This window comes from Chryseobacterium turcicum (assembly GCF_021010565.1).
Classification (GTDB): Bacteria; Bacteroidota; Bacteroidia; order Flavobacteriales; family Weeksellaceae; genus Chryseobacterium; species Chryseobacterium turcicum.
Genome location: NZ_JAJNAY010000001.1, coordinates 1,280,346 through 1,306,095, shown reverse-complemented (window position 1 = coordinate 1,306,095; position 25,750 = coordinate 1,280,346). Strand labels below are relative to the sequence as shown.

Annotated in this window: 23 protein-coding genes and 2 pseudogenes; 13 read left to right on the top strand and 12 right to left on the bottom strand. The window is 33.0% G+C overall.

The features are described 5' to 3' along the window. Positions 1-82: 82 nt before the first annotated feature. The 7 genes from LO744_RS06005 to LO744_RS05975 all read right to left on the bottom strand — a co-directional run bounded on the left by LO744_RS06005 (position 83) and on the right by LO744_RS05975 (position 8,963). Complete coding sequence (locus LO744_RS06005; protein ID WP_230667821.1) at positions 83-991, bottom strand: ankyrin repeat domain-containing protein; 909 nt, start codon at positions 989-991, stop codon at positions 83-85. A gap of 3 nt (positions 992-994) precedes the next feature. Next, positions 995-2,245, bottom strand: a complete 1,251-nt coding sequence (locus LO744_RS06000) for a PAAR-like protein (RefSeq protein ID WP_230667819.1) — start codon at positions 2,243-2,245, stop codon at positions 995-997. Next, positions 2,242-3,102 carry a hypothetical protein gene (locus LO744_RS05995; protein WP_230667817.1) on the bottom strand — a complete coding sequence of 287 codons (861 nt, stop codon included), beginning with the start codon at positions 3,100-3,102 and terminating at the stop codon, positions 2,242-2,244. Before LO744_RS05995 ends, LO744_RS06000 begins: the two co-directional genes overlap by 4 nt. Positions 3,103-3,213: 111 nt before the next feature. Next, positions 3,214-3,618: a type VI secretion system tube protein TssD gene (tssD, locus tag LO744_RS05990; protein WP_230667815.1), complete on the bottom strand. Its 405-nt coding sequence runs from the start codon at positions 3,616-3,618 to the stop codon at positions 3,214-3,216. A gap of 321 nt (positions 3,619-3,939) precedes the next feature. Continuing rightward, entirely contained in the window at positions 3,940-5,145 is a 1,206-nt protein-coding gene (locus LO744_RS05985) for an RHS repeat domain-containing protein (RefSeq protein WP_230667813.1), read from the bottom strand. A gap of 3 nt (positions 5,146-5,148) precedes the next feature. Continuing rightward, positions 5,149-6,993, bottom strand: coding sequence for a reprolysin-like metallopeptidase (locus LO744_RS05980; RefSeq protein WP_230667811.1), 1,845 nt, complete (start codon positions 6,991-6,993; stop codon positions 5,149-5,151). A gap of 11 nt (positions 6,994-7,004) precedes the next feature. Next, positions 7,005-8,963 carry a type VI secretion system Vgr family protein gene (locus LO744_RS05975; protein ID WP_230667809.1) on the bottom strand — a complete coding sequence of 653 codons (1,959 nt, stop codon included), beginning with the start codon at positions 8,961-8,963 and terminating at the stop codon, positions 7,005-7,007. A gap of 120 nt (positions 8,964-9,083) precedes the next feature. On the opposite strand from LO744_RS05975, the gene LO744_RS05970 reads away from it, so the two are divergent. Further along, positions 9,084-9,308 carry a hypothetical protein gene (locus LO744_RS05970; RefSeq protein WP_230667807.1) on the top strand — a complete coding sequence of 75 codons (225 nt, stop codon included), beginning with the start codon at positions 9,084-9,086 and terminating at the stop codon, positions 9,306-9,308. A gap of 154 nt (positions 9,309-9,462) precedes the next feature. On the opposite strand, the gene LO744_RS05965 is transcribed toward LO744_RS05970, so the two are convergent. Beyond that, on the bottom strand, positions 9,463-11,151 hold the full coding sequence (locus LO744_RS05965) for a helix-turn-helix domain-containing protein (protein ID WP_230667805.1): 1,689 nt from the start codon (positions 11,149-11,151) through the stop codon (positions 9,463-9,465). Positions 11,152-11,342: 191 nt separating this feature from the next. Between LO744_RS05965 and LO744_RS05960 the strand changes: the two genes are divergently transcribed. The 6 genes and pseudogenes from LO744_RS05960 (at position 11,343) to LO744_RS05935 (ending at position 14,828) form a co-directional block, all read left to right on the top strand. Continuing rightward, positions 11,343-11,648 (top strand): hypothetical protein, encoded by a 306-nt coding sequence (locus LO744_RS05960; protein ID WP_230667803.1) that lies wholly within the window; start codon positions 11,343-11,345, stop codon positions 11,646-11,648. A 3-nt stretch (positions 11,649-11,651) separates the two neighbouring features. Beyond that, positions 11,652-11,843 (top strand): hypothetical protein, encoded by a 192-nt coding sequence (locus tag LO744_RS05955; protein WP_230667801.1) that lies wholly within the window; start codon positions 11,652-11,654, stop codon positions 11,841-11,843. A 287-nt stretch (positions 11,844-12,130) separates the two neighbouring features. After that, entirely contained in the window at positions 12,131-12,850 is a 720-nt protein-coding gene (locus LO744_RS05950) for a hypothetical protein (RefSeq protein ID WP_230667799.1), read from the top strand. 77 nt (positions 12,851-12,927) lie between these two features. Then, entirely contained in the window at positions 12,928-13,359 is a 432-nt protein-coding gene (locus LO744_RS05945) for a hypothetical protein (protein ID WP_230667797.1), read from the top strand. A 209-nt stretch (positions 13,360-13,568) separates the two neighbouring features. Further along, positions 13,569-14,066, top strand: a pseudogene (locus LO744_RS05940) (IS1595 family transposase); the annotation flags it as partial. Positions 14,067-14,147: 81 nt separating this feature from the next. After that, positions 14,148-14,828 (top strand): annotated as a pseudogene (locus tag LO744_RS05935) (IS1 family transposase). Between the two features lie 311 nt (positions 14,829-15,139). Here LO744_RS05935 and tssD (LO744_RS05930) read toward each other — a convergent pair. After that, positions 15,140-15,544, bottom strand: a complete 405-nt coding sequence (gene tssD / locus LO744_RS05930) for a type VI secretion system tube protein TssD (RefSeq protein WP_230667795.1) — start codon at positions 15,542-15,544, stop codon at positions 15,140-15,142. Between the two features lie 252 nt (positions 15,545-15,796). Here tssD (LO744_RS05930) and LO744_RS05925 point away from each other — a divergent pair, with 252 nt between their 5' ends. Together LO744_RS05925 and LO744_RS05920 are read left to right on the top strand one after the other, a co-directional pair. Then, positions 15,797-16,060 carry a hypothetical protein gene (locus tag LO744_RS05925; protein WP_230667793.1) on the top strand — a complete coding sequence of 88 codons (264 nt, stop codon included), beginning with the start codon at positions 15,797-15,799 and terminating at the stop codon, positions 16,058-16,060. Between the two features lie 131 nt (positions 16,061-16,191). Further along, positions 16,192-17,355, top strand: a complete 1,164-nt coding sequence (locus tag LO744_RS05920) for a thioredoxin family protein (RefSeq protein WP_230667792.1) — start codon at positions 16,192-16,194, stop codon at positions 17,353-17,355. 243 nt (positions 17,356-17,598) lie between these two features. Here the strand turns inward: LO744_RS05920 and LO744_RS05915 are convergent, their stop codons facing one another. After that, on the bottom strand, positions 17,599-18,621 hold the full coding sequence (locus tag LO744_RS05915) for a 3-oxoacyl-ACP synthase III family protein (protein WP_230667791.1): 1,023 nt from the start codon (positions 18,619-18,621) through the stop codon (positions 17,599-17,601). Between the two features lie 77 nt (positions 18,622-18,698). Between LO744_RS05915 and LO744_RS05910 the strand changes: the two genes are divergently transcribed. Continuing rightward, a complete protein-coding gene (locus LO744_RS05910) occupies positions 18,699-19,598 on the top strand; it encodes a magnesium transporter CorA family protein (RefSeq protein ID WP_230667789.1) in 900 nt (299 codons plus the stop codon). A gap of 220 nt (positions 19,599-19,818) precedes the next feature. On the opposite strand, the gene LO744_RS05905 is transcribed toward LO744_RS05910, so the two are convergent. After that, positions 19,819-20,772 carry an IS110 family RNA-guided transposase gene (locus LO744_RS05905; protein WP_230667787.1) on the bottom strand — a complete coding sequence of 318 codons (954 nt, stop codon included), beginning with the start codon at positions 20,770-20,772 and terminating at the stop codon, positions 19,819-19,821. Positions 20,773-21,147: 375 nt separating this feature from the next. On the opposite strand from LO744_RS05905, the gene LO744_RS05900 reads away from it, so the two are divergent. Beyond that, the gene (locus LO744_RS05900; protein ID WP_230667785.1) at positions 21,148-22,734 is read left to right on the top strand and encodes a patatin-like phospholipase family protein; all 1,587 of its coding nucleotides are present in this window, start codon (positions 21,148-21,150) and stop codon (positions 22,732-22,734) included. Between the two features lie 610 nt (positions 22,735-23,344). Here LO744_RS05900 and LO744_RS05895 read toward each other — a convergent pair. Further along, positions 23,345-23,497, bottom strand: a complete 153-nt coding sequence (locus tag LO744_RS05895) for a hypothetical protein (protein ID WP_230667782.1) — start codon at positions 23,495-23,497, stop codon at positions 23,345-23,347. A gap of 367 nt (positions 23,498-23,864) precedes the next feature. Here LO744_RS05895 and LO744_RS05890 point away from each other — a divergent pair, with 367 nt between their 5' ends. Beyond that, entirely contained in the window at positions 23,865-25,334 is a 1,470-nt protein-coding gene (locus LO744_RS05890) for an FAD-binding oxidoreductase (RefSeq protein WP_230667781.1), read from the top strand. Positions 25,335-25,352: 18 nt separating this feature from the next. Beyond that, positions 25,353-25,736, top strand: coding sequence for a glyoxalase (locus LO744_RS05885; protein ID WP_230667780.1), 384 nt, complete (start codon positions 25,353-25,355; stop codon positions 25,734-25,736). The last annotated feature ends 14 nt before the right edge of the window (positions 25,737-25,750 follow it).

Genomic DNA, 25,750 nt, shown 5'->3' with positions numbered 1-25,750 from the left:
ATATTACTACTTTAAGAAAAAATTTAAACTTAAAATTTCAATTTTTGTAGTAATACTACGATTCGTTTTTGAACGAATTATTTTATTGAGATAATAATTTCTGATCTTCTTTATATCTGTTTTCACCATAATTCTTATTAAAATTCAGAGATTTTTTATCTCTCTCATTCAATTTTTCATATAAATCAATTCTCAGTTTCGCTTCTGCTTTTGGATCTTTTATTACAGGAAAATTGATGTCATTTTTTTCCTGAAGCTGTTTTTTCATTGCAGATACCCTTTCAAAGTATGCAGCGTTTTTAGAGTTTTGATTTTTAGCTTTTCTCTTTTCTTCAAACTCAATATAAGAAGCCATAGGAGAAAGCTCAGTTCCTTTTATTTTCGGATTTCCTCCTTTTTCTAAAAAATATTGTGCAGTGGCCAAATTGCTTCGTGCTGCATCTTCCATAATATTGTCTCCCAAATAAGAAGTATGATTGATATCTGCACCATTATCCAACAAAAAATCAATCATTTTTTTCTCAGTTTGTTCATTTCCCAAAAGTAGCGCACTACAAAGTGGACTACTTCCTACTGTAGGATTTGGATTGGCTTTATACTTGAATAAAAGCTTTGCCATTTCATAATTATTTATAGCTACTGCATGAGAAAGTGGTAAACCCAGCCCTTCATTAGGAACTACAAGATTGGGATCTGCTCCGTTTTTAAGGAGAATTTCCATTGCAGGAAGATTTTCAACAATAGAAGCATACATTAGTAAAGTATATCCTTTAGTGTCACTCAACTGATTGATGATTTGTGGGTCATTTTTTAAAACATCCTCTAATCCTGAATTATCTTCATCAAAAATTTTCTGTGCAGCTTTAAGCTGTTCTCCTTCAAATAATTTTTGAGGAGGATATTGTTCTTTATTTTGAGCTTTTCTGGATCTGGTATCCTGACAGGAAAATAAGGTCATGGTAAAAAAGATTAAAAAAATTATTTTTTTCATAATTTATGGGTTTACTGCAATTACATTGGTATTAATGGTTGCAATCATCGCTTCTACAGCATCTGCATAGGCACTGTGACCGCTTCCGAATGTTTTCAGATTCATTCCTTCATTATCCGGGATATATCCGAAGATTTCGTTTTGTTCGCCTAATGCTCTCGGAACAGCACCTGTAAGGTTTCCAAAAATTCCCAGCTTGTTGAGACCCGGAATTCTTGAAATGGCAAGGGTAGAAAGCAGACCCTCTCTGTTATTCTGAAGAGCATTAAGAATATCATTACTTGTGCTGTAATTGGTGATATTGGAAGTAGAACCTATCGCACCGTTTTCATCTAAATATTCAAGAGTGTTATCATGAACTCCTCTTGTATTGAAAGTATAAGCAGGTAATCCGGTATAGTAAGATGCCATTGCGCTATTTCCTCCTCCCAAAGAATGTCCTGTGAAAGAAACATTTCCATTGGTTGACTCATTCATTTTCTTTGCCAGACGCATTGTTTTTTCTATTTGAGGAGTCTGAGCTCCAAAAGCCTGCCCCCCATCTTCTATAAACCAGTCGTGATAAAACTGCATCCCTTTAGGTTCAGATCCTCGGAAAGCTACAAAATATTGTCCTGTATTATTTTTGTATAAAGAAGCATAAAAACCATTATCACGATTCGTATTAAAATCTTCAGGTTTGAAAGTTCCGGGACCAAACATTTCGTCAAGCACTGCTTGATCATCAGTATTTATTCTTGTATAATCACCAATCTGTGCAGCTTCGTCAGAATTATCATTATAAGAATCCTGCGCCATCGATGCAGCGTTGCTCAATTCTGTAATTTGAGCTGGTGTAGGAAGATGAAACTTCACTGTTCCCCCCAGAAAACAATTTAATGTAGAATTTTGAAGAAGCGGTTTTTTACCCTCAACTCTCACTTTTTGGTGGGTATTCGTCCAATCGCTTCCTTTCGTAAGAAATGAGCAAATATTCAAACAATCGTCAATAAGTGCGCTTCCAGCCCAAGCTGCAGCAGCCAAAACAAACAATCCGCCACCAAATGCAGCGGCAATTCCGACTCCGGCAACAGCTCCGGCAATCATCATTTGCGGACAAATAAAATTGTCTTTAAAACGATCATCTTCTGTAGCCATCAGTTTCAAGCCATTTTTTAAATAAACACTAGACTGAGAACTGACTCCTATCCCAATTAGCCGCCTTCCGCTGGTACACATAAGCGGAGTTTCTTGTGCAATATACAGTTGGCTCATATTGTTGATGGTATTAGTTGAATATGATATCTGCAGACATACAGCATTTTTTCATTCAGCTTTTCCTTGACATGGAATATAATTTCTGATAAAACTGAATCGAGGTTATACAAATACTCTCCTTCCATTATTAAATCATATTCTAAAGGAATATTTAACGCTTTCTGATAATTTTGAGCATAAATTTCATCAAAATCTCCGGTATGGCTTTTAAGCTTTCCTACAATATTCATCTGAAATTGATCTTTATTATCTATAAACTCATAGTTTGTATCGTACACTATTTTTTCTCCCGGAAAAAGAGTTGAAAGAAATTCTCTTTCTTTGAATTGTCCTTCGTTGGTAAAGTTCACCCCCGTATTTGGAAACGGATAAAAAAGTATTTGATAAAGTAGATTCGCTTTAATATTATCATCAATTCTCTGAAATTCTTTATCATAAATTGTAATGATTTCGTTGTAAGAATCTTTTACCAATTGAAGAAAACGAAGTTCTTTCCGCTTAATTTCTTCCCATTTTTCAATGATTACCTCATCGTTTTCAATCTTATCAATTGTCTTGTCTTCATCTAGAAGTAGCGCCAGATTTTCGGTTGCTTTATTGACCTGATTTAAAATTTCATAAAAAGGCTTCATCTGCGCATCAAAATGAATATATTTTTTATCTGAAATAAGAATTTCGATATGCTTATATTCTCCAGGAATGATTTCCCAGATTTCTTCCGTTTCTGTTTCGTTTGCTTTTCCGTTGCCTAAAGTGAGATATGACTTTACGTTTACAGAATACTTTCCGTTTCTGTACCAAGCATATTTAAATGAATTTACTTCTTGAATTTCGTTTACTTCACTTTCATTCATAACCGAGAAGTTTTGAGAATTAAGGCTGATTTTACAACAAAAAATGATATTATATCGAAAATGTGTATGAATAAAAACTACTCATACACATTATCATTTCATAAGCTAGAATTATGCTCCCGGCCAAACGCCTTCGTAAGCAGCTCCACCGTAGTTGATTTTTTCTGCACTTACTACAAAGCTGATTAACATAGAATTTTGATCTATTGCATCAAAATCTACTTCATGCTGAATAACATATCCGTTTTCCCAGTTTAAGGTAATCAAAGTACCTTCTTCGTGAGATTTGTTGAAAGTAATTTCACCTGAAGTTGGTTTGTACTTACCATTAAGCAAACTTTCAAGAATTTCAGATTTTTCTGTTGCTTCGATTGTTAATTTGATGATTGCGTTGGAAGGATCTGATGCTACACGCCCTGAAACGTCTGTAGATCTCGATACGCTGTAATTAAGCTTCAGTAATTTTTGTCCTTCGCTTCCGTTGAATTTTAAGATTCCTCTTGAATTGTCTGCCATTTTGTAAATTTTAAACAGTTAATATTTTGTGATTTGGTTGATTCAAAGATAGAGCCATTGATTTCTTTTAGAGTCATAAATTTGATAAATCTCAGTTTTTGTAGTAATACTACGATTTGATGTAGTAGTTCTACGACTTTAGGATTAAATAAAGAAAAAACCCTTATAATAAAGGGTTTTTAAATATTATTAAATAAGATTATCACTTTAACATGATTAATTTTAAGGAATTTTTAAGAAAAATTTGGTATAAATTAACAAATACAGAAACCATGTATATCAATGAAAAATTAGTTATTTTTCCCATGATTATATTAGATACTAATAAAAATACTTTTCTATGTTACTTTTTTGATCTTCTTTGCTAACAGTTTCTTTTTTTATAATCCGCCCTTGTTTGTCAAGAGAAAATTTAATCGATTCTGTACGGAGTATCTCTTTTTCCTGAGATGCTTTTCCATTTTTAACTCTATTAGAAAAACTAAAATAATTTATTGAAACATTGATCTCGTTTGAGAGATAAACATATTTCTTATCATTTTCAGCAATTGGAATTTCGGAAGAATTATTAATATTATCCCATGCTAACTTCCTTTGTTTCTCAAGATTAATCGCTTCCCATTTTTTATTCACCAATACAGATGCATTTGCAATCTTAAATTCTCTGTGATTTTCTTCTGTAGGCTGATTTTTCGTATAAGAATAAGTTTTTATTAAAAAATGATTGATTAATTTATTAGCATCACTTTTATCTATTTCGCCATAATATTCAATAATGCTCAGAATTTTACCTTCAGAATCATATGTAAATTTCTGCACTTGGTTCTGATCATCTGTATATTTTTTCAAAAGCTGTTTAGAAGAATTGTACTGATAATTGAATATTTTCTTCTGTCCTTTTTTTTCAACTTCTTCTGAGACAACATTTCCTTCTTTATTATAATTGTATTTGATATGTTCATCAGGTGTTTTGGATTCTATCAAATTACCGTTATTATCATATGTCTTATCAACAATCGTTTTATTATCCTGCTGAACTTTCAGTAACTGCCCAAATTTATTATACCCATAGGAAACATCAAATGTTTTGACCTTATTCTCATCGGGGTATTCTATTGTTTCTTTTAATGGCAAACCTAAATCATTTGTAACATTTTGTGTTTTAAAAGTTCCGTTTCCAGTCCCAGTTTCGCCAGTAGAAAATGTTTGATATTTTTCTATTTTTCCCGGGAAAAAGTAAAGCATATCATTTACTTTAATGAATCCTTCATGATAAATCTCCGAAGAATACACATAATAGAAATGTTTTTTTACATCTATTGTTAAGATCCTACTTCCGGAAGGTTTATAAAAAGTCACTTTATCGTTTGTTTTTTCAAAAGCTGTGTTTTGATTCGGGAATTGTTCTTTCATTTTTAATAAATTAACAGAGGTATTGGTTTCGTTGTTTTGCGTTTTCGATTGGCATGAGACCATTACAGAATTAATAGAAAATAAAATACTATAAGTCAGAATATGTTTTCTCATTATTTACTTTTTTACTATTTCAACTAAGTTAGGGTCTTTTCTCATTATGTCCCATTGAAATTTCCATAAGGCAAATTTATCGGCAAGTACATTTACATTATTCGAAGGATTACTATCCTTGTTTTTCAGATTATAACTATAATCCATGATATTATCTGTAGTACCCTGTTCAATTTTTATACCTTCGCTGAACCAGCCTCCATCTCTTTTCAAAAAAGTATGGGGAAGATTAAATGTATGTCCCGCTTCATGAATAAATGTTGAAGCATCTGCTTGCGGGGTAAGCATTGCGCTGTCAGCATTATAAGAAACATCTTCTGCCTGTCCCAGCAATATAAGGCCATTTTTTACATTACTGATAATGCCAAAAGGCAACAAAAAGACGATGAGTTCTTTTTTATCCTTTGTTTCTCTTGATTTAAATGCCTTGTTGATTTTATTTCTTATTCTTCCAGAATTTGCTTCCTCGTCATCATCATCAACTATAAAATGTGAAGCACCACTTTTTTTCAGTTTTAAATCATCAAAGAAAGAGTCCATTTCTTTCACATCTATTTCTAATTGCTCATAATTAGTAGCAGCCTTTTCTTTATATCTAATGAGTGGTTGAGAAAACATATTGATTAAATCCGACTTATTATTACTAATGAATATTTCTTTGTTATTCATAACTCCCAACTGTTCATTATACAATGCTGTAGAAATCAATTTTCTTTGAGCCATTACGCTTTTAAGGCTAAGAAGTTCACTTTCCTGTTTTCTAATTAAATCTTGATTTTGTCTTATTCTTTCAGCATTTCCACCGACTATGATAGATGTTCGAAGAGTTTTTAGGTTAGCAATTCCTCTTGTTAGATTTCTTTCTTTTTCGATGAGGTTTTCATCTTCCTGATAGCCATTAGAAGCACCAGAAACATAAACTTTGTCTTTGATATTTTCAACATAGACCCATCCTTTGAAAAAAACCTTTACATATCTGAAAACTACATTATATTCTATTGAATTTTTATAAATATTTAATATTCCCATTAACTCACCCGCAGTTACAAAAACTGTTGATATGGAATTTGAGGTTTGATCTTCTGCCTGGCTTTCTTTCTGTTTTTGTTCTTCAACTTTTTCCTCTTCACTTTTTTTATGAAAACTTATTATAATCGTGCTATCTTCAGTTATGTAGTCCAAAAAAGATATTTTTACAGTTTTGCTAAACTGCTTTGGATGGCTTTCGTTGATATTAAAAGATATATCATTATCATCTGTAAAAACTACTTCAATACTCTCGTTTTTAGAACTTATTTTAATACTACCTTCTGCTGGTTCCTCGATATTGAAAAAAACATCCAACTCGTAGCTTTTTGAATTACCTCCTTCATCTTTTGCAAATCCAGAGAACCATGGCACAAAATAATTTTTATCCATAATACTTATTATAGATCTTCCTTTATTTTTACCAGCCTCGATATATCCGAATTTACGGATTGACATATATTGTATTACAGACGCATACTCTTTTTTTAACTTATCTCTCCCGCTTACTAATGTTTTATCGTCATCATAATTGAAAGGTTCATTATAAGTTGTTCCGTAATTATTTCCTGCATACCAATCAAATCCAAAATCTGGTTTGCTACTATAATTATTTTTTCTTCGAAAAATAGCTAAACCCTTTATAGAATTTTCCAATTTATTCTGATACCTTTCCGGATTTCCGGCCTGCAAAATCTTCTCAGAACTTTTTTCGGCATATGTTTCGGAGGCACTTTCTGTAATATTGGCTTCAGAATAATATTGCAGATTACCACCTACTGTTTCGAAAATCTTTCCCTTTACAAATCTCGTTCTGCTCATATATTATTATTTTAATGCGCCTTACCTATCTCTCCACTTCTGTTATCTATATTACCTTGTGCATCTTTTTTTATCTGTCCAACAGTAAATGTTTCTATTCCACCCTCATTATTTACAATAGTTTTACCCTGTTTTGTTTCACTATGCACATCTCCGTCAATCATTTCCGTCAATTTTCCTGTAATAAACATACTTGTATCTCCAATTACAGAAGTCATTTTCATAGCGCCTACACTTTGCGTGGCATTCAGTCCTATGTTTTGGGTTCTGTTCATGCCTATCGTATCAGACTGATTCATACCCACACTCGTTGTCATATTTTCCGTCACATTAATATTCATATTTTTGCAATTCAGCGTCATCGTCTCCGGAGCCGTGATATTAATATTACTTCCCGTCGTGTCCAGATGAATTTCATTACCCGATTTATCTGTAATAATAATACTTTCATCTTCCGTGAAAACCACTTTATGTCCGCTTCTCGTCATAATCGATTTTACACGGTTGTCTGCAAATCCACCCAAAGCCGTTCCCCCATGAAACATCCCACCCATTACAAAAGGTCTGTCAGGATGATTGTGTACAAAATTTACCATGACCTGATCACCCACTTCGGGGATTGCAACATAACCTCTATTCTGAGTAATCTGATCGGTTCCTCCTGCATCAGGGCTCATCATTCTGATGAAATGGGTTGTGTCATTCGTTTGCCAGTCAAATCTTACCTGAACTCTTCCCTGTCCTTCTGGATCGGTATTCGAAATGACAGTGGCAATTTGTGGTTGCGCAACAGGAACTGTAAATTCAGGTTTGGGTAAAAAACCGGTGTCGGATGCAATTCCTGCAAAACTTCCGGTGTAATGGCCAATCGTATCAATTTCATGAGTCGTTTCTGTAACCATGATTCTTGTGAAATATGAAGTTTCATTCGTGTCCGGTTTTCGCATTTCGATATCAACACTGCATCCCGGATGCAAGAAAGGAACTGTTGTAGAACCTGAAAGATTGAAAACATTCACCGCCTCACTTCCTGAAGTACTTTTTTGTGAATATTCAACATCTAAATGGGTCGTCGCTTTGATTGGAGCAACTCGTAATGATGGTGTTTTGTAAATAGCATCGTTATGTTGATAAGCTGTTTTTGCTAAATCTCCTACATGCTGAATGGGTGTGGAACCCGATTTTAACACTTCATTTTTATTGCTGTTGTAACCGTAAAATTGGGGTTTTGTATGAACAGCTTTCAATTCAACTTTAATGTCGTTGACACTGCTTCCGTACGTTAATTTTATCGGTTGATTTTGAGGAGGAAGTTTTCCGAAGTGCAGAACTTCACCATCATAATAAAATTGTTCGCCATACGCTTCTGCCATTCTCGCCAGATAATTATAGTGTGTTTCGTCATATTGGCTGCTGTACATAATTTGAGAATAATCATTGGTGTCAATCCTTATATCAAAACGGCTTTTATCTAAACCCTGTTTAATAACTTCTTCAGCAATGATTCCCATATTGACCGCTTGATTTCCACCAAAACTTTGAATATGGGGTGCACCATCCAATAAAATAGTTGGACTGTAACCTGACAAAACGATATTTCCTAAACTCATTCTCTCCTGACTAAAACCTACACCAGTAATGACACCTACAAAAGTTCGTTCGGGACTGTTTTCGATATCTTTATAAGAAATGACAGCTGTTAATCTTTTCCCTAAAAATTTATTCGCTTCTTCTAAAGTATGGGTTTGGCGATCGCCTAAAGTATCGTGGGCTAAAGTCAGTGTAAATTCGTGATGTTTTTGGGTACTTTGAGTCAGTTTGAAATGTTTGTAATATTTGATTACTTTACCTTCAATGACCAAAGATAATTTTACCAGTCGGTTGATGCCGACATGATGGTTTTCTGAGATTCCTGCCGCATTTTGGGATGGGCGAAAAGATGAACCTCCGTTTTTTTCTGAGGTATTCATATTGTTGTGATTATGTGGTGGTTTAAAGATATTAAATTTTATGTATTCATTTAAATTTTAAGGGATAAAATTCATATTCAGACTTTTAAATAATTACTATTGTGAAAAGAAATTGTCTTTGTGCTGACTTTTTTAAGAACAGACTCAATTGCAGCCCTGCTTGAACGGAGCTCTTCTATTTTGTTGGCTGAGCCAAGCCGAAGCCAACAAAATAAAAAGCGGGAGTGGAAGAAGGATAAACAAGATGTACATCAAATAGAATATGCATCGGATGGAAGCAAGAATGATCTTACAGATGTAGAAAAACAGTTATTGCTTAAAGAGCTACAAAAAATAATGAGGTAAATCTCAAAAAATATTTTTTTAAGTGAAAATTTCTAATTTTTCTTATTTAGGGTATACCGCAATTTGTTATTAAATGGATTAAATCTTATATAGGAATCCAAGACAATAAAATACTGATTATCATTCAAATGGATTTTGGTTGATAATCAATATTTTAGGACTCAAAATATTCCTTCGGAGATTTTCCGTATTTTTCTTTAAATGCTGTTGCAAAAAATTCAGGGCTCCCGAAACCTAATTTGGAAGAAATTTCTTTAATCTTTTGATTTTTAAAATGAGAGTCATTTTTCAATTTTTTATCCAAGTATTCAAATCTTAAGTCTGTAATATAGGAATTAAAAGTTTTTCCCAAATTTATTTTAATTACTTTGCTCAAATACTTCTCGTTGGTGCTAAATTTCTGTGCTAAAGTGGTGAGCTTAAGATCTTGTTCTAAAAAACCAAAAGACGTTTCAAAATTTTTCATGGAAGCGAGAATCTGGTCTAACGTAAATTTGTTAATCGGTCGGTACAAACTATAATCTATTGCCGCACTATTAGAAGTTTCGTGTATTTCCGCTTGGTTATTCTTTGGTTGAGGAATCTCAGTGGTCGTTTTTTCGATTTGCACAACCGCAGGAATTTCTTTCTTTTTACGGGCTTTAATTTTTCGATATCCAAAATAAATGATACCGATAGAACTTAGGGTAATAATTGCAATACTAAGCCAATCGCTAAACTTTTGCTCATTCTCGGAAATTGCCTGTTCTTCACTCTTATGTTTTTCGTCAAAGTCTTTAAGCTTTAATTGAACGTAGTTTTTAATATCTTTTTCAAACTTGTCAAACTCCAGCAAATCATTTAGCGATGCCAATTGCTGTTCTGTAGTTCCGTGTTTTTTGTAATATTCAGTGAAGAAGTCAAATGCGGGGCGAAATTCTAAGGATGTTCTTTTGGTTTTAAGAAAGTTCTTTTTTATGTTCTCAAATATGGGAAAGGCTTTCTCTATATTTCCCATTTTCCAGTAACACATTGCAATGTAAAAATCGATATTGTCGAGGTTTTGACTGTCAACAAGATCTATTGCTTTTTTTGAGTTTTCAAGTTTTGTCAAAGCGGAACTATATTTCCCTAAAGAAAAATCATTTCGTCCATCTGCAAGGAAAATATGAAATTTAAAGAAGCTGTATTCTTTATATTGCTCAAAAAACTGGTAAACTTCTTTAATTAAAATGTCGTTCTCTTTGTATTTTTTAAGTTTTGAATTTATATATATCAAGTAAATTTTCGCAAAGTTCAAAGAAAACTCATGGTCGGGAGTGATTTGATTATTTTTAAAATAGTTATAGTTTTCTAGAACAAGATTCGAAGCAGTGCTATCTTCGCCTATAAGTGATTTGAGTCTTCCTATGGATAGTAAATTCGTTTTTTCCCAGTAAGTGTTTTTTTGTGACAAATAGTAATCGTAAGAAACTACAAAGTATTCTGCAGCTTTTTTGTAATCAAAAACCCTCATGCTTCTGCCCGCAATTGAAAAATATGAAGCTCCAATAGCGGATTGATCTTTTAATTTGATGGCAATATTTAAAGTACTGTCACAATATTTTATAGATAAGCTATCTGGAGCAATGCCGGATGTAATTATGTACGCTTGAAGTAAATCACTGTCTTCTCCCTCTCTCTTTGTCTCCGCAATCAGTTTTTTCGAAAGATTATAAGATTCTTCCCTGGTTTGATTTTTTTTAATTTGAGTTACTAATTTTTCAAATTTAAGAGAAAATTTAGATGAAGTATCATCTTGCGCTTTGATGAAATTTACAAATAAAAGTAATATGAAAAATAAAAACCGATAAAGTTTGGTCATTGCGCTTATGAATTATCTGTCAAATAACGGAAATATTTCGATTACATGCAAGTTTGTTTCAATGTGTTGAAAATCAACGTTAATTTTCTTAAATTTTTCTTTTTAGAAAGGTTGTTTTCCTTTTAAAGAAGAATTTTTTCCTGCCATCAAATAGAAATTTTCTTTTCATTCAGATGCCCAATTCTCTGAATTTGGAAAATGAATTTTTGCCACAATATATTTGCATCAGAAATCAAAAACGATTTGAAAATTTAAAAATAAAAACGATCATGAATCAAAAAAACAATTGGGTACAAAACCCTACTAAAACACAATTTATCATAAGTTTGATGGTCTACTTAAACAGTGTTGTCATTATGTTTGCCGCTATGACAGATTTCTTTACCACCCTAATAGATTTGAAAGTCAATATGGTGCTATTGTTTCTCAATATTGCTGTGACTTTTACTATGATAAAAGTGGTTAGAAATTATTTTAAAAACTTAAAAAAACAGTAAGCAATGAAAACTCTTGTACCCATTATTATTACAGTAGTTTGCTTAGCTCTTTTTGTTATTTCGAGATATTTCTTTTTTGCTGATGGAGAAGATTCTTTGGTCAAAATTGTCTCACAAGGCTTTTTAATTGGAGCTGTATTCTCTATGATATTTGCTTTATTCAATAAAAGGAATAAAAATAATCAGGAAAACTAACTTTTTTAGCTTCTAAAATTAAAAAAAATAAACAATGAAAATATTAAAACTACTCATTGAAACTTTAATCTTTATGATTCTTCTTTTCTGTTCCAACTATTTTTTTGTTCAATGAAGAACATGATATTTCGATAAAACGAGCTGCGTTTCAATGTGTATTGTCTAGTGTAATATTCTTTGTTATCATGTATTTAACAACTAAAAATAGCAAGTGATGAAATTCGCTTTTGTCCGAATCTTTAGTTCAAGTTTTTTCTTTGCACAAATCCTATTTAAAAACACCTATAATGAAAAAGATTATCTTATTTTCAATTCTGTACTTTACAATATTAAGCTGTAGCAGTCAAATATTTAATTATGTACTTCAAAAACAAGGAATATATAATGATAATATTTCTGTGAAAAAAATGAAATATAAGGAAAAAGAGATACTCTTTTTACCAATACACCATGCAGGAACTGAAAAATTCTATACAAATATTAACAATAAGATAGACTCATTAATTGAGTTAAATTATTTTTTCTTCACAGAAAAAGTAATTATGAATAATTCTGACAAATTAGAATTGATGAAATTTAGAAAAATTGTTGGTTTTGCTTTACCAAAGGAAGGATATAAAAAAATATTAGATTCAATCCTCACTGAAAAAAAAATAGTATTAAAAACTAAAATTGTTTTTCAACCTGACTATTCTGAATGGAAACTAAACGATAATAATAGTACAAATACGGATGCAACAGTTCATGAACTAATTAACTATTATGAGTCTAAATATGGAGAGATTAAACTAGAAGAATGCGATCTTGCAGTGACTGATGTTTCAAATAATACAAAATGTAGAAAAAATAAACATACTGGAGCATATGAGACTTTAGTATTGAATTATCGAAATAATCTTATAGCGAATGCTATAAAAAATGATTCAAGGCAAAAAATAGCATTAATTTATGGAGCAGGACATTATGAAGGCATAAAGAAAATTTTAGATTCATTGGATAGAAGATAAACATAAGAGAAAATAACCTATATAAGTTTCAGATTTTTCACTTAAAAAAATAATTAGAATAATCAAATTAAATACACATGAAAAAATTAGTCCTATCATTTTTAATACTTTCTTCTTTTGCTTTCGCACAAAATGGAGTTTATGTATCTGCGGGAGCAGGAGTTTTAGCGCACAAAAAAACTTCAGCTTTTGATTTCGATGTTGCAGTCGGATATCATTTTAAAAATAAACATTCTTTGGAAACCAATTATATTAATTCAAAAGATGTAAATCTTGCCAATTTAGTTTTTGGTCTTGAAAATAATATAGAAAAGAAAATTCTATTATCAGGATTTACTGGATTTGGAATTGCTTTCATAGAAGATAAGAGTCATTTTAATTATCAATTAGGTTTGAATGCGGGATATAGAATTGAGAAAAAATCGGTTGTAGGATTAAAGGTCTCTAACAACTTTAATAAAGCCAAAACCTTTACTGCAATGAATGTGTTCTATAGGTTCAATTTTTAAAATAAATCTTTTAACCGGTCTAAAAAACAATCATGATCCCCAAAACTAAAAGCAAACTAACCAGCATAATTCCCATCATCATTCTTTGGGTTTTGAATAGATTTTTCAATTCTTCCGTTTTTATATCTATTATATTTTAATTTAAAATTTTCATGTATATCCGTAATTAGTCATAATTTAGCGTATTTACTTGACCTTCAGGTGTTTATATAAATATATTTAGTTTTACGGCATATTTTGGTAGAGAGGAAGATTGTAGAATTCATTTTAAGATTCAAAGAGATGAAATCGGAGTTATCTGTAAATGTGGTCACAACGCACATTTTTGGATTAAAAGTATTTGGAGCTATGAGTGCAAAAAGTGTCGCAGCAGAACCTCTTTGAAGAGCGGTACCATTATGCAGAACTCAAATCTCTCATTTTTAATTTGTTACAAAACAATGTTTCTGATGAGTGTTACCAAGAAAGGGTTTTCTTCTAAAGAGATTCAGAAACAATTGGGTTTGAAGCGTTATGAGCTTGTTTGGGCAATGGTTCATAAACTTCGAAAAGCAATGGGAGCGCGCGATGAAAAATACACTTTGGAGGGTATGATTGAGTTTGATGAAGCCTATTTTACAGTAGAATCTAGCGAGATAGAGCAAGAAAAAGGCGTTCGTGGAAGAGGTGCGGCAGGCAAGCAAAATGTAGCTGTAATGGCAGAGTCGATTACTTCTTCCCATTTCGCTAAAATACAAAATTCTCTAAACTATTTCTGAGGGAATACTTACATTTTATATTTTAGTTTTATGAAGTGTTACAAATGCCAATCAGAAGATAAAGTAAAAGCTGGTTTTACGCGAGGTTTACAGAGATATAAATGCAAATCTTGTGGTTTTTTTTAGTGTTGAAAGTAAATCAGATGTAAAAAGTTTAGAGCAAAGGAGATTAGCCTTGGAGATGTATTTGGAGGGGAAGGGTTTTAGAGCGATTGGGAGAGTGTTAAATATAAGTTACGGAACAGTTTATCAATGGGTGAAAAAATGGGGAGAATCGGCTTATTTACCTCAATCCCAAGAGTTTATAGAAATCGTTGAATTGGATGAAATTCACAGCTATGTACAAAATAAAAAAACTACTGCTGGACGTGGATTGCTATTGATAGATTGGGAAAACGCTTCATCGATTTTGTTTGTGGGAAAAGAAATGCAAAAACCTTCAAGGAGATCTGGGACAGATTAAAAGATAGAGATATTAATGGTTTTTGCAGTGATTATTGGAAAAGCTATTCGGAATTAATTCCAGAAGAAAAGCATTGTGAATCAAAAGCAGAAACATTCACCGTTGAAGGTTATAATTCCAGAATCAGGCATTATCTAGCAAGATTTAAAAGAAAAACAAAGTGCTATTCTAAAAAACAATTTATGATAGAAAACTCATTGAAATTATTATTTTTAAAACTTAACAATCAATTAAATATTTTAGTTTAACAATACCAAATTTTATTTATTCATTTAAATTTTAAGGGATAAAATTCATATTCAGGCTTTTAAATGATTGCTATTGTGAAAAGAAATTGTCTTTGTGCTGACTTTTTTAAGAACAGACTCAATTGCAGCCCTGCTTGAACGGAGCTCTTTTATTTTGTTGGCTGAGCCAAGCCGAAGCCAACAAAATAAAAAGCGGGAGTGGAAGAAGGATAAGCTGCCCTAAAAACGATTCAGTTTAAACCCTCATGAGTCGAAAAAGACCGTCTTTTGGGGACAGTCTTTAGTTGAGTCTATATAATTTTTGACGCTTTTTATGATGTTGGCCAAATTCCTTCGTACGCAGAATTACCATAATTAATTTTTTCTGCACTTACGACAAAGCTTATTAACATTGAGTTTTGGTCGACCGCATCAAAATCTACTTCGTGTTGAATCACGTAACCGTTTTCCCAATTTAAAGTAATTAAAGTTCCTTCTTCGTGAGATTTGTTGAATGTAATTTCGCCTGACGTAGGCTTGTATTTTCCATTTAATAATGATTCAAGGATGTCAGATTTTTCTGTTGCCTCAATCGTTAATTTAATTAATGCATTGGATGGGTCTGATGCTACTCTACCCGAAACATCCGTAGATCTTGAAACGCTGTAGTTCAGTTTTAATAATTTTTGACCTTCGCTGCCGTTGAATTTTAAGATTCCTCTTGAATTTGCTGCCATAATAAGTAAATTTTAAATCGTTAGTATTTTTGTGATTTCTATAACCCAAAGATAGATACCCTAAAAATATTTTTAAAACTTTTAAACTATTATTTCGAAAATTGTAGTAATTCTACGATTTCTTGTAGTAGAACTACGACTTTTAATACCATCAACTGCTTTTCAATAAAAAATATTGAATTTTAATATAATATTCACAGTTTTCGGAATGATAATTGACAATCTTTGTAAACACTATAAAAATAAAATATTATGAAGAAACTAGGACTCGCAATGCTTTTAGGTTTAGTAACTTTAGGAAGCTGCGCAGATAAAAAAGAAAACAGAGAAGCGTATAAAGAAAATCATAATAAAGATTCTTTGCTTAACATATCGGCAACCTCAGCTGCAGAGCATTCTGAGCCTACGAAAGCGGAAACAGATACCCCGAAAGCATTACGAGATACTGCCGCATCACCCACCGATTATGGAAGTAAAAAAACAAAACCCAACACCTCTGTAGGAGGTTCTAGATAAGCATAAAATCCGTAGAAAAAATTCTACGGATTTTATATTTAAATTATTTTTAAGATGGCCTTCTTATTTTTATTAAAAAGAGAATAATTATTTAACTTAATTATTACATTTGTATCCAACAAAAAAAATTCATGAAAAAAACAGCAATATTATCATTCCTTTTCTTTGCAGTACTTGCATTTGCACAAGGAATTAAGTTTGAAGAAGGCAGTAACTTCAAAACCATTTTAGCGAAAGCAAAAAAAGAAAACAAACTTGTTTTTATTGATGCTTATGCAGTTTGGTGTGGCCCATGTAAGTTGATGGTGAAAAATATTTTCCCGCTAAAACCTGTTGGTGATTATTACAACGCAAATTTTGTAAATGCTAAAATCGACATGGAAAAAGGTGAAGGTATTGAGTTGGCAAAAAAATTCAATGTAAAAGTTTTCCCTACTTATCTTTTCATCAACGGTGACGGTGAGGAAGTGCACAGAACCATTGGATACGTTGAAGAGAAAGATTTCATTCAGTTTGCTATGGATGCAGGTGATCCTAATAAAAGATTAACTGCTTTAAAGCAAAAATTTGAAAAAGGAGAAAAAGACGCTGAGTTTCTTTTAAACCTTGCTAATCTTACAATTTATAGCGATACAGATTTCTCAAACAAAGTAATTGAGCGTTATTTTGCAGGAAAGCCTGAGTTGACAAGAGATAATCTAGGTCTTCTTTTTCAGGCAATGAAAAGTACTGAAGGTGCACCTTACAGAATTTTCACTGAAAGAAAAGCTGACATTTTGAAAATGCTTCCTGAGCAGCAATATGCTTCAATGGATAAAAATGTGAAAGTAAACACGGTAATGGCGAAAGCTTATAATGCTACCACTAAAAAATTGGATGAAGCTTATTTCCTTGCAGAAACTCAGAAATTCATGACTAAAGATGAAGCAGAAAACCTTTTGAAAAGAGTAAAAGCAAGCAGAGCATTGAAAGATAAAGATTTTGCAACTTATGAAAAAATAACTATTGAACTGAATAAAGATACTTCAGCTCTTAGTGCAGATCAACTTAATTCATTAGCTTGGAATTTCTTTGAAAATGTGACAACGAAAGCTTCTTTGGAGACTGCTGTAAAATGGGCTCAAGAATCGGTAAAAAAAGAAGAAAGCTATGCAAATACTGATACTTTAGCTAACCTTTACAACAAGATTGGAGATAAGAAAAATGCTAAAATCTGGGCGCAAAAATCAGTTGACCTAGGAAAAGCAGCAGGTGAAGATACTGCAGACACAGAAAAATTATTGAAGACTTTGTAATCTTTAATTTTAAAACATAGAAAATCCGAAGAACACATAAGTTTTTCGGATTTTTGTTTTTTGCCACGAATGCACGAATAAATATTTAATAATTAAATTCGTGAATTCGTGGCATTTTTTATGTGTCACGTCAGTTCGAGTAGCGAAGCGTGTCGAGAACCTCGATAATATAAAATTTCTTGATGCGGTTTTCTTCAAAACCTACTCGAAATGACGAACTTCAAATCCTTATTTTGTAGTAGATTAATACTCAAACAAAATACTTCCCCAAGTAAAACCGCTTCCAAAAGCAGAAAGAAGCACTAAATCTCCTCTTTTTATTTTTCCTAATTCTATCGCTTCACTTAAAGCAATCGGAATAGAAGCCGCCGTTGTATTACCGTATTTTTGAATATTATTGTGAATTTTTTCGTCTGGCAAGCCAAATTTTTGTTGTACAAACTGTGCAATTCTCAAATTCGCCTGATGCGGAATAAACATATCCAAATCTTCAATGGTTTTTCCTGCTTTATCTAAAGCTTCCTGCATCGTTTCAGGGAATCTTGTTACCGCGTGTTTGAAAACAAAATTCCCATTCATAATCGGGTATACTTCTTTATTGGTCACATTTTCGGGCTCTTTTCTCATCCTGTCGCTCCAACCGTATTTAGAACCTGGAAACTGCGTGCACAATTCATCGGCATATTTTCCTTCAGAATGCATATTCATCGCTAAAATATCACCTGCATTTTCATTTTCTGTTGCAGAAAGTACAATTGCTCCTGCTCCATCTCCAAAAATGACTGAAACACCTCTTCCTTCATCAGAAAAATCAAGTCCGAAAGAATGAATTTCAGCTCCAACCACCAAGATATTTTTATAGGTTCCAGATTTAATAAAAGCATTCGCAACACTCATTGCATACACAAAACCTGAACACTGATTTCTCACATCCAAAGCTCCTATGGTATCGCAACCCAACATATCCTGAAGCAAAACGCCACATCCCGGAAAATAATAATCAGGTGAAAGCGTTGCAAAAACAATATAGTCAATATCCTTTGCCGTTAAACCAGCTTTTTCTAAAGCTTTTTCTGAGGCTTTAAAACCAAGATAGGCCGTCGTTTCCTGAGCATCGTTTCTGTTTATTCTGTGTCTTCTTTCTTTAATTCCCGTTCGCTCCGTAATCCACTCATCATTGGTGGTCATCAGTTTCGATAAATCATCATTGGTGACAACATGATCCGGAACGTGAAATCCAATTCCTTTTATTGTACTTTTAATCATCTCTTTTTTTTCTAATTTTAGTAAAGATAAAATTTATTTCATACATAGAATTTCAAATATAACAGTAAATTTACTTTATGCCTATAGATACAATTTACAGAGATTCGGGATGCGAATGGATAGATGTAGAAGCACCTACAGAAGAAGATATGAAGTACCTTCATGAGCGATACGAAATCAACAACCTCCTTCTTGAAGATACTTTAGACCCCAATCACTTACCAAAATATGAAGCCGACGGAAACGTAAAATTTTTCCTTTTGCGTGAAAGCACCGAGCTTGAAAGAAAAAACCTCAACACCATTAGTGACATCAGTACCAAAATTGGAATTTTCCTTTTAGATAATACGATTATCACAGTTCACAGAATGAAAACCAGAAGTATTTCTGAAACCAAAAAAGAACTTTCTTCCCGTCAGGAAATTTGTTCTCCTGAAAAAATTGCTTTAAAAATTGCTGTGGTCATTATGAAAAGTTTCGATGATGAATCGCTGAGTTTATTTGAAACAATGGATAACATAGAAAACGAAATCTTCCTTAAAAATACCAATCACACCAATCAAATCCGAAGGCTGTATAAACTGAAAAGAAAATCAGGTTTAAATTCAAGAGTTTTAACGATTTCTACTGATGCAATTGATAAATTTAAACTGCTTAATTTAGAGGATTCTGAAGTCGTTGATTTAAAAGATAAACACAAAGATGTGGTTGCCGATTTTGACCACCTCAACATTCAGATCACCAACTTAATTTCGATGTTTTTGGCGTTGTCTGACCAGAAAGCCAATCAGGTCATGAAAGTTTTAGCGATTTATTCCGTCTATTTTTTACCGATTACTTTTATTGCAGGTTTGTATGGAATGAATTTCGAAAATATGCCTGAACTGCATACCAAACACGGATACTTTTATACTCTCGGCGTAATGGGGGTGATTGTAATCTGCACTTTTATTTATGCTAGAAGAAAGCAATGGTAATTGTAACATTGTTGGTTAAACGCTAAGGCGCAAGGAAATTTTAAAACTTAAAACTATGAAGGCGCAAAGATTTTATCAAGATAAAATTAATTATGAATGTCCGTAATTAATAATAACTTAATTTTTAACAGTTTGTTTGTCATTCCGCAGGAATCTAAACTAATTTATTTTCAGTGTGTTGAGATTCCTCCGGAATGATCTGTGTTAATATGCAAATTATTTAACAAAAATCTGCCTGATATTTTTCCTTGCTTTTGCCAATGGCAAATATTTGTTTTATCAGCTTGTTTGCAATCGCAATTTTGATGACACGCTCCGGTTTGCCTTTTGCTTTTAGCCGTTCGTACATTTCTTTACATTTAGAATTCCATCTTTTTGCACTCCAGCTCCACAGGTAAAGCAGTTTCCTGATTTGAGCCTTGCCCATTTTGCAAATATGTCCCCTTCCCCGAACACTCGTTCCGCTTTGATAAACCCTCGGACTGAATCCGACGAAGGCAATCAGTTGCTTGTAATGGTCGAACTTCTCAAAATTATCCGTTATCAAGCACATCATCATCGCCGTTTGTTTTCCTACTCCAGGAATGCTTTGCAGGTTCTCCATAGTTTCCGAATATTCCTCCAACGAAAGCCTGTCCATTTCCTTCTCCAGCTTCAATACTTTATTTTCTAAATATTTGATGGAATTACTGATCTCCATTTTCAAAAATTTATCCAAAACACCACTGGATGTAAAGGCTTCCAATTGCCTTGCATTCTGATGAACCTGTTTCAATAACATTTCTTTCCGACTATACAGTTGGCGGAGTTTGTTGGCATTTTCACTCGCAGGATTCCACTTCCTCAATTCATATTTTTCAGCATATTCTGCAATCGTTTGGGCATCTTTCTTGTCCGTTTTTGCGCGGTACAGGTTGGTTTGTGAGAATCGCTTTATTACCAAAGGATTCACAACGCAAACCTGCATCCCCAGCTTGTTTAAAAACTCTGCCAAAGGAAGATAATAACTTCCTGAAGCTTCCATTACAATCCAATCTTCCGTATCTATCAGTTTTAGCAATTTCTTAAATCCTGAAACCTTGTTCTCAAAAATCTGATGTCGCCAGTTTTTGTTCTCAGAAAAACTAACATCAAATGTTTGCTTACTAATGTCAATTCCTATAAATTTACACATACAATACTTTTTACCGAGAAGAAATACTATACTTGCTTATCTATCCTGAATGCAGGCTTTATAACCTAATGATCTGTTCAAGCTTTTGTAGTAAAGGGTAAAGGAACTTACATTCCGGACTGTCTTCAAGACTAATGACAATTTGTAGTTTTATTCTTTACCCTTACCTCTCTATTATTCCTTAAATTTATTGTTTTGCAAACATAGGATGACAAAACGACTGCTGATTTTAGCGTTATGCTTAAAGACGGATATTCACAAATTAATAGAGAATATTTTGAAAATCTTTGATTTTCTTGCGCCTTAAAAACACTATAATTTTATCAAAAACCTTTGCGCCTTTGCGATTAACCATCAAAACACCACACCAAAATCATGAATACAGAAACATTAAACCAAATCCTCGAAGATGAAACACTCTCTACTGAATCCAAAGAAAAACTGAAAGCACTGCACGAAAACATTTCGAAAAGAGAATTCTCAGACCTTCTTGATGCCGAAGGAAACCAATATGTAGAATTTGTACAGGAAGGCGGCGGTGTTTGGGGAAGCGCTTTGGTGGGTTATCTGTACGGACTTGAAATTTTCGGAATCCGTTTTTTGAAAGTTGCGGGAACCAGCGCTGGAGCAATTAATACAATGCTGATTGCTGCCTGCAAAACCAAAGAAGAAGCCAAAAGCGAAGTCATTAAAGAAATACTTTTCAACTGGAATTTTGCTGATTTTATGGATGGAAAAAGCTATATCAAAAGCATCATTCATGCAATGCTCAACAATAAGAATTTCTTTAAAATTAATTTGATCATCGCCGTCGTTCTTACCGTTGGATTAATCAGTTTACCCTTTATTTTATCTTCAGAAACAACGCTTCAAGCCAAACTGTATTTTCTAATTCCTCTGATTCCTTTGATTATAATCCTTTTAATTTTCAAAAAGCTATATTATAATTTCACGAAAAGCAACAGCGGACTGAATCCTGGAAATGCTTTTGAAGACACCATGAAAAATGTGCTCGACCAATTTGAAATTAAAACGGTCGCCGAGCTCAACAAAAAGTTTATTCAAAAAGAGCACGAACTCAACCTCAATTACCGTTACGGCAACGGAATGGAGTTTTACACCAATGCGCTCAACGGAATTGAAGAAATTAAAATGAATAATCTGGAACACATTGATGAAACACGATACAGAATTTATTTTGAAAGCATCGAAAACAATGACTACTATAAAAACAATCCGTTTTATCAGCTAAAATCTGAATATATTGTCATCACCACCGATATCAATGCTAAAATAAAGGTACAACTTCCCACGATGGCTAATCTGTATTGGTCTGAAGAAGAGCTTAAACACATTAGTCCGGCAGAATTTGTGCGTGCCTCGATGTCTGTTCCTTTCTTTTTTGAACCCATGCAAAAACTTATCAACAAAGACGACGATTCTGTAAAATATGCCTGGAAATTCTGGATGAATACCTCCAAAGAAGACATTTACCCAGTCGGAATTTTTATCGATGGTGGAAGTATTTCCAATTTTCCAATCGACCTTTTTCATATGTCGGATATTTTCTATACCAGGCTCCCTCTTTTTGGGGTGCAGTTAACCAGCGATTCAGCAATTTTAGAGGAGAAAGGAAAAACAAGCGAACAAATCCTTAAAACGCCGCTCTCCTACGCCGGAAATATCATTGAAACATTAAAAGGTTTTAATGATAAATCTTTCCTTACCAAATATTCATTTTACAATCTCTACAGCATAAAAACCGTCAACTGCGGAACCAGCAACTGGCTCAATTTCTTTATGAAAAGAGAAGAAAAAGAACAGCTCTTCAATGCCGGATTTGTTGCAGCCCTCGATTTCCTCAACCAATTTGACTGGAAAAAATACAAATACGAAAGAATGATGGTCGCCATGAAAGAGAAAAAGATTTTGAAGGAGGAGAATACGCCGACGGTGGGGTGAGTTTTTGGGTTGGAGAGTATGAGTGTTTTAGGGTTTGAGTTTTTTTAACATTAAATCCACCCCCACTAGCGCAAGTATCACGCTTGTGCTTTCAAAATAGACACGAGCTTGAAGCTCACTCCAGCTTTAAATATCAATAGCGGCGGGCTTTAGCCCGATGTTTCAAATAATGAGCATACAAAGGCTTTAGCCGAAACTTAGAATTAGATTTCGGCTAAAGCCCAATGTATACCACTTCACATAAATGGGCTAAAGCCCATTCCTATTGAATTATAGAACCTTTTTTATCCAAGAACTCAGGTTAATTACAGAAAACATCTGATTTAAAATCGTACCCGCAAGCGTCACGCTTGTGCTTTCAATGCAGACACGAACTTGAAACTTTCGCTCGTTTTAAGTATCAATAGCGGCGGGCTTTAGCCCGATGTTTCAAATAATGAGCATACAAAGGCTTTAGCCGAAACTTAGAATTAGATTTCGGCTAAAGCCAAATGTATATCACTTCACATAAATGGGCTAAAGCCCATTCCTATTGAATTATAGAACCTTCTTTATCCAAGAACTCAGGTTGATTACAAAAACCATTTGGCTTCAAATCGTATCATTTCAATTAAAAACCACAAATTTCCGGTTCGGGACCAAAACGATTCGGTTGTTTTGAGGAGTGATTCGGTGAAAGATTGAAGTTGAAATTTGCCAGTTCTGTTTCAAGAACGGTAATTGCATCAAGAATAGATATCAGTTTTGCATTGTTTAAATGCACATTGTTTAAATTTGTAATTCACATCATTTATGATTTTAAATGTTAATGTATTTAATAATCCTTATTGTGTGTTTTAGGTTAAACTAAAGTAGTGATTTTTTGAATATGAAAATGAGGATATTATATTTTATGTCTGTCCGTAATTAATAATAACTTAATTTTTAACAGTTTGTTTGTCATTCCGCAGGAAACCTAACGTAGTGGTTCAACGAAGTCAATCTAAACTAATCCATTTTCAGTGTGTTGAGATTCCTACGGAATGACAAAACGACTGCTGATTTTAGCGTTATGCTTAAAGACGGACATTCACTTTATATTTTTAGCAAAAATATTTTCCCTATTTTCGTTCCTTATTATTCTACCGAAGATGAAAAAAAAGTATCTTTTTATTATTGGAATTGTAACCGTTCTTATATTTCTTGCGGTTCCGGTTATTCACATTTTAAAAACAAAATGGAAAGAACAAGATATTAAAACCGAAACTCCAAAAGGTTTTACCAATGATGCAAGTCAGCTCAATCTTACCGAAATTGATACTTTAATTGCAGTTCCCAAAGCCAAAAGCGAGATTATCAGTCAACTGAAACAGGTTATACAATATGCTAGAGAAAAAAATCTGAAAATTTCGATTGCAGGAGCTCAACACAGCATGGGCGGACATTCCATTTATCCCAAAGGGATTCTTCTCAATATGCTTCCTTACAAACACATGGAACTCGACCAGAAACATAATATTTTAACGATTGGTTCGGGAGCTTTGTGGGAAGATGCGATTAATTATTTAGACAAATATGGAAAATCTGTGGCAGTAATGCAGGCTTTTAGTTCGTTCTCTATTGGCGGTTCGATGAGTGTAAACGGACATGGATGGCAAAAAAACCTTCCGCCGATTTCTTCAAGTGTGGTTTCTTTTACTTTAATGAATGACAAAGGAGAAATCATCAATTGCAGCCGCGAAGAAAACCCTGAATTATTTAAACTGGTTATCGGTGGTTATGGGCTTTTCGGGATTATTTTGGATGTAAAACTGAAAGTAGTAGATAATGTTGCTTTGAAATATAAATCGGTCGCCATGAACTCTGACGAATATGTTTCTTATTATAAAAAATACATCACAGAGAATGAAAATGTAAATTTGGTTTTCGGAAGACTGAGAATTTCAGACAAGAAATTTCTGGATGAAGCGACCATCATCTATTTTGAAAAATCTAATACTAAAGCCCTTTCTCTTGACCAACAACACACAAAAAATAAAGAAATAAGGCGAGTTATTTTCAGAAGTAGCGTAGACAGTGAATATGGTAAAAGACTTCGCTGGGATTTGGAAACCGGAATGAATACTATTTTAAACAACTCAGTTTTCACCCGCAACGAATTATTAAATGGTCATGTTTCGCTGATAGAAAATAAAGACCCCAATTCGACAGATTTATTACATGAATATTTTATTCCTGAAAGAAAATTCAACCAGTTTATAAAAGATATAAGGCCTATTTTAAAAGATTCTGAAGTTGACCTTCTCAACATTACCATTCGAGCCGTAGATAAAGATGAAGACAGCTACATGAATTATGCAAGAGAACATGTTTTCGGTTTTGTTTTACTATTCAACCAGAAAAAAACGACACAACAGGAAAATGCAATGAAAATATTGACAAATAAATTAGTCGACATGACCATAAAAAATGAAGGAACTTTTTATCTTCCCTACCGTCTTCATATCAACAAAGCAAAAATGAGAAAAGTCTATCCTCAGGCTGATTCTTTTTTTGAACTGAAAAGAAAATATGACCCACAAGAGATTTTTGAGAATAAATTTTATCTACACTATAAATAATCGAAATCAATATAAATCATGGCAACTAAAATTGATTTAAGACAGTCTTTAAATATTCCCATTTCAGAAAATGCAACTTCTACAGAAGTTTTTCAGAACCAAACTTTGCGACCTATTTTAAAGCTGCAAAATGATTTGTATCTGTCACTTTTTATTAATTATGCTATTCGTCAAAATGCAGATTTTAAATCTTTATCTACTCCTAAAAAAAATGTAATGATAGAGCAAAGCATTCAGAAAGACAACGGGTTAAAAAACATTTTTATTGGGATGACCATAGGAATGTTTACTTTAGAGGAATTGAAAGAGTATCAATCTGATAGTAAAGTTTTTAATAAAAGAATTATTACGATGATAATTAAAAGAATACAAAGTCAGATAAATTCTAGTTTATTACTTTAATTTTAAATTAATTA

Bases quoted from the DNA above. Each gene is read 5' to 3' on its own strand.
- LO744_RS06005 (WP_230667821.1), bottom strand. From the start codon at position 991: ATGAAAAAAATAATTTTTTTAATCTTTTTTACCATGACCTTATTTTCC.
- LO744_RS06000 (WP_230667819.1), bottom strand. From the start codon at position 2,245: ATGAGCCAACTGTATATTGCACAAGAAACTCCGCTTATGTGTACCAGC.
- LO744_RS05995 (WP_230667817.1), bottom strand. From the start codon at position 3,102: ATGAATGAAAGTGAAGTAAACGAAATTCAAGAAGTAAATTCATTTAAA.
- tssD (WP_230667815.1), bottom strand. From the start codon at position 3,618: ATGGCAGACAATTCAAGAGGAATCTTAAAATTCAACGGAAGCGAAGGA.
- LO744_RS05985 (WP_230667813.1), bottom strand. From the start codon at position 5,145: ATGAGAAAACATATTCTGACTTATAGTATTTTATTTTCTATTAATTCT.
- LO744_RS05980 (WP_230667811.1), bottom strand. From the start codon at position 6,993: ATGAGCAGAACGAGATTTGTAAAGGGAAAGATTTTCGAAACAGTAGGT.
- LO744_RS05975 (WP_230667809.1), bottom strand. From the start codon at position 8,963: ATGAATACCTCAGAAAAAAACGGAGGTTCATCTTTTCGCCCATCCCAA.
- LO744_RS05965 (WP_230667805.1), bottom strand. From the start codon at position 11,151: ATGACCAAACTTTATCGGTTTTTATTTTTCATATTACTTTTATTTGTA.
- LO744_RS05955 (WP_230667801.1), top strand. From the start codon at position 11,652: ATGAAAACTCTTGTACCCATTATTATTACAGTAGTTTGCTTAGCTCTT.
- LO744_RS05950 (WP_230667799.1), top strand. From the start codon at position 12,131: ATGAAAAAGATTATCTTATTTTCAATTCTGTACTTTACAATATTAAGC.
- LO744_RS05945 (WP_230667797.1), top strand. From the start codon at position 12,928: ATGAAAAAATTAGTCCTATCATTTTTAATACTTTCTTCTTTTGCTTTC.
- tssD (WP_230667795.1), bottom strand. From the start codon at position 15,544: ATGGCAGCAAATTCAAGAGGAATCTTAAAATTCAACGGCAGCGAAGGT.
- LO744_RS05925 (WP_230667793.1), top strand. From the start codon at position 15,797: ATGAAGAAACTAGGACTCGCAATGCTTTTAGGTTTAGTAACTTTAGGA.
- LO744_RS05920 (WP_230667792.1), top strand. From the start codon at position 16,192: ATGAAAAAAACAGCAATATTATCATTCCTTTTCTTTGCAGTACTTGCA.
- LO744_RS05915 (WP_230667791.1), bottom strand. From the start codon at position 18,621: ATGATTAAAAGTACAATAAAAGGAATTGGATTTCACGTTCCGGATCAT.
- LO744_RS05910 (WP_230667789.1), top strand. From the start codon at position 18,699: ATGCCTATAGATACAATTTACAGAGATTCGGGATGCGAATGGATAGAT.
- LO744_RS05905 (WP_230667787.1), bottom strand. From the start codon at position 20,772: ATGTGTAAATTTATAGGAATTGACATTAGTAAGCAAACATTTGATGTT.
- LO744_RS05900 (WP_230667785.1), top strand. From the start codon at position 21,148: ATGAATACAGAAACATTAAACCAAATCCTCGAAGATGAAACACTCTCT.
- LO744_RS05890 (WP_230667781.1), top strand. From the start codon at position 23,865: ATGAAAAAAAAGTATCTTTTTATTATTGGAATTGTAACCGTTCTTATA.
- LO744_RS05885 (WP_230667780.1), top strand. From the start codon at position 25,353: ATGGCAACTAAAATTGATTTAAGACAGTCTTTAAATATTCCCATTTCA.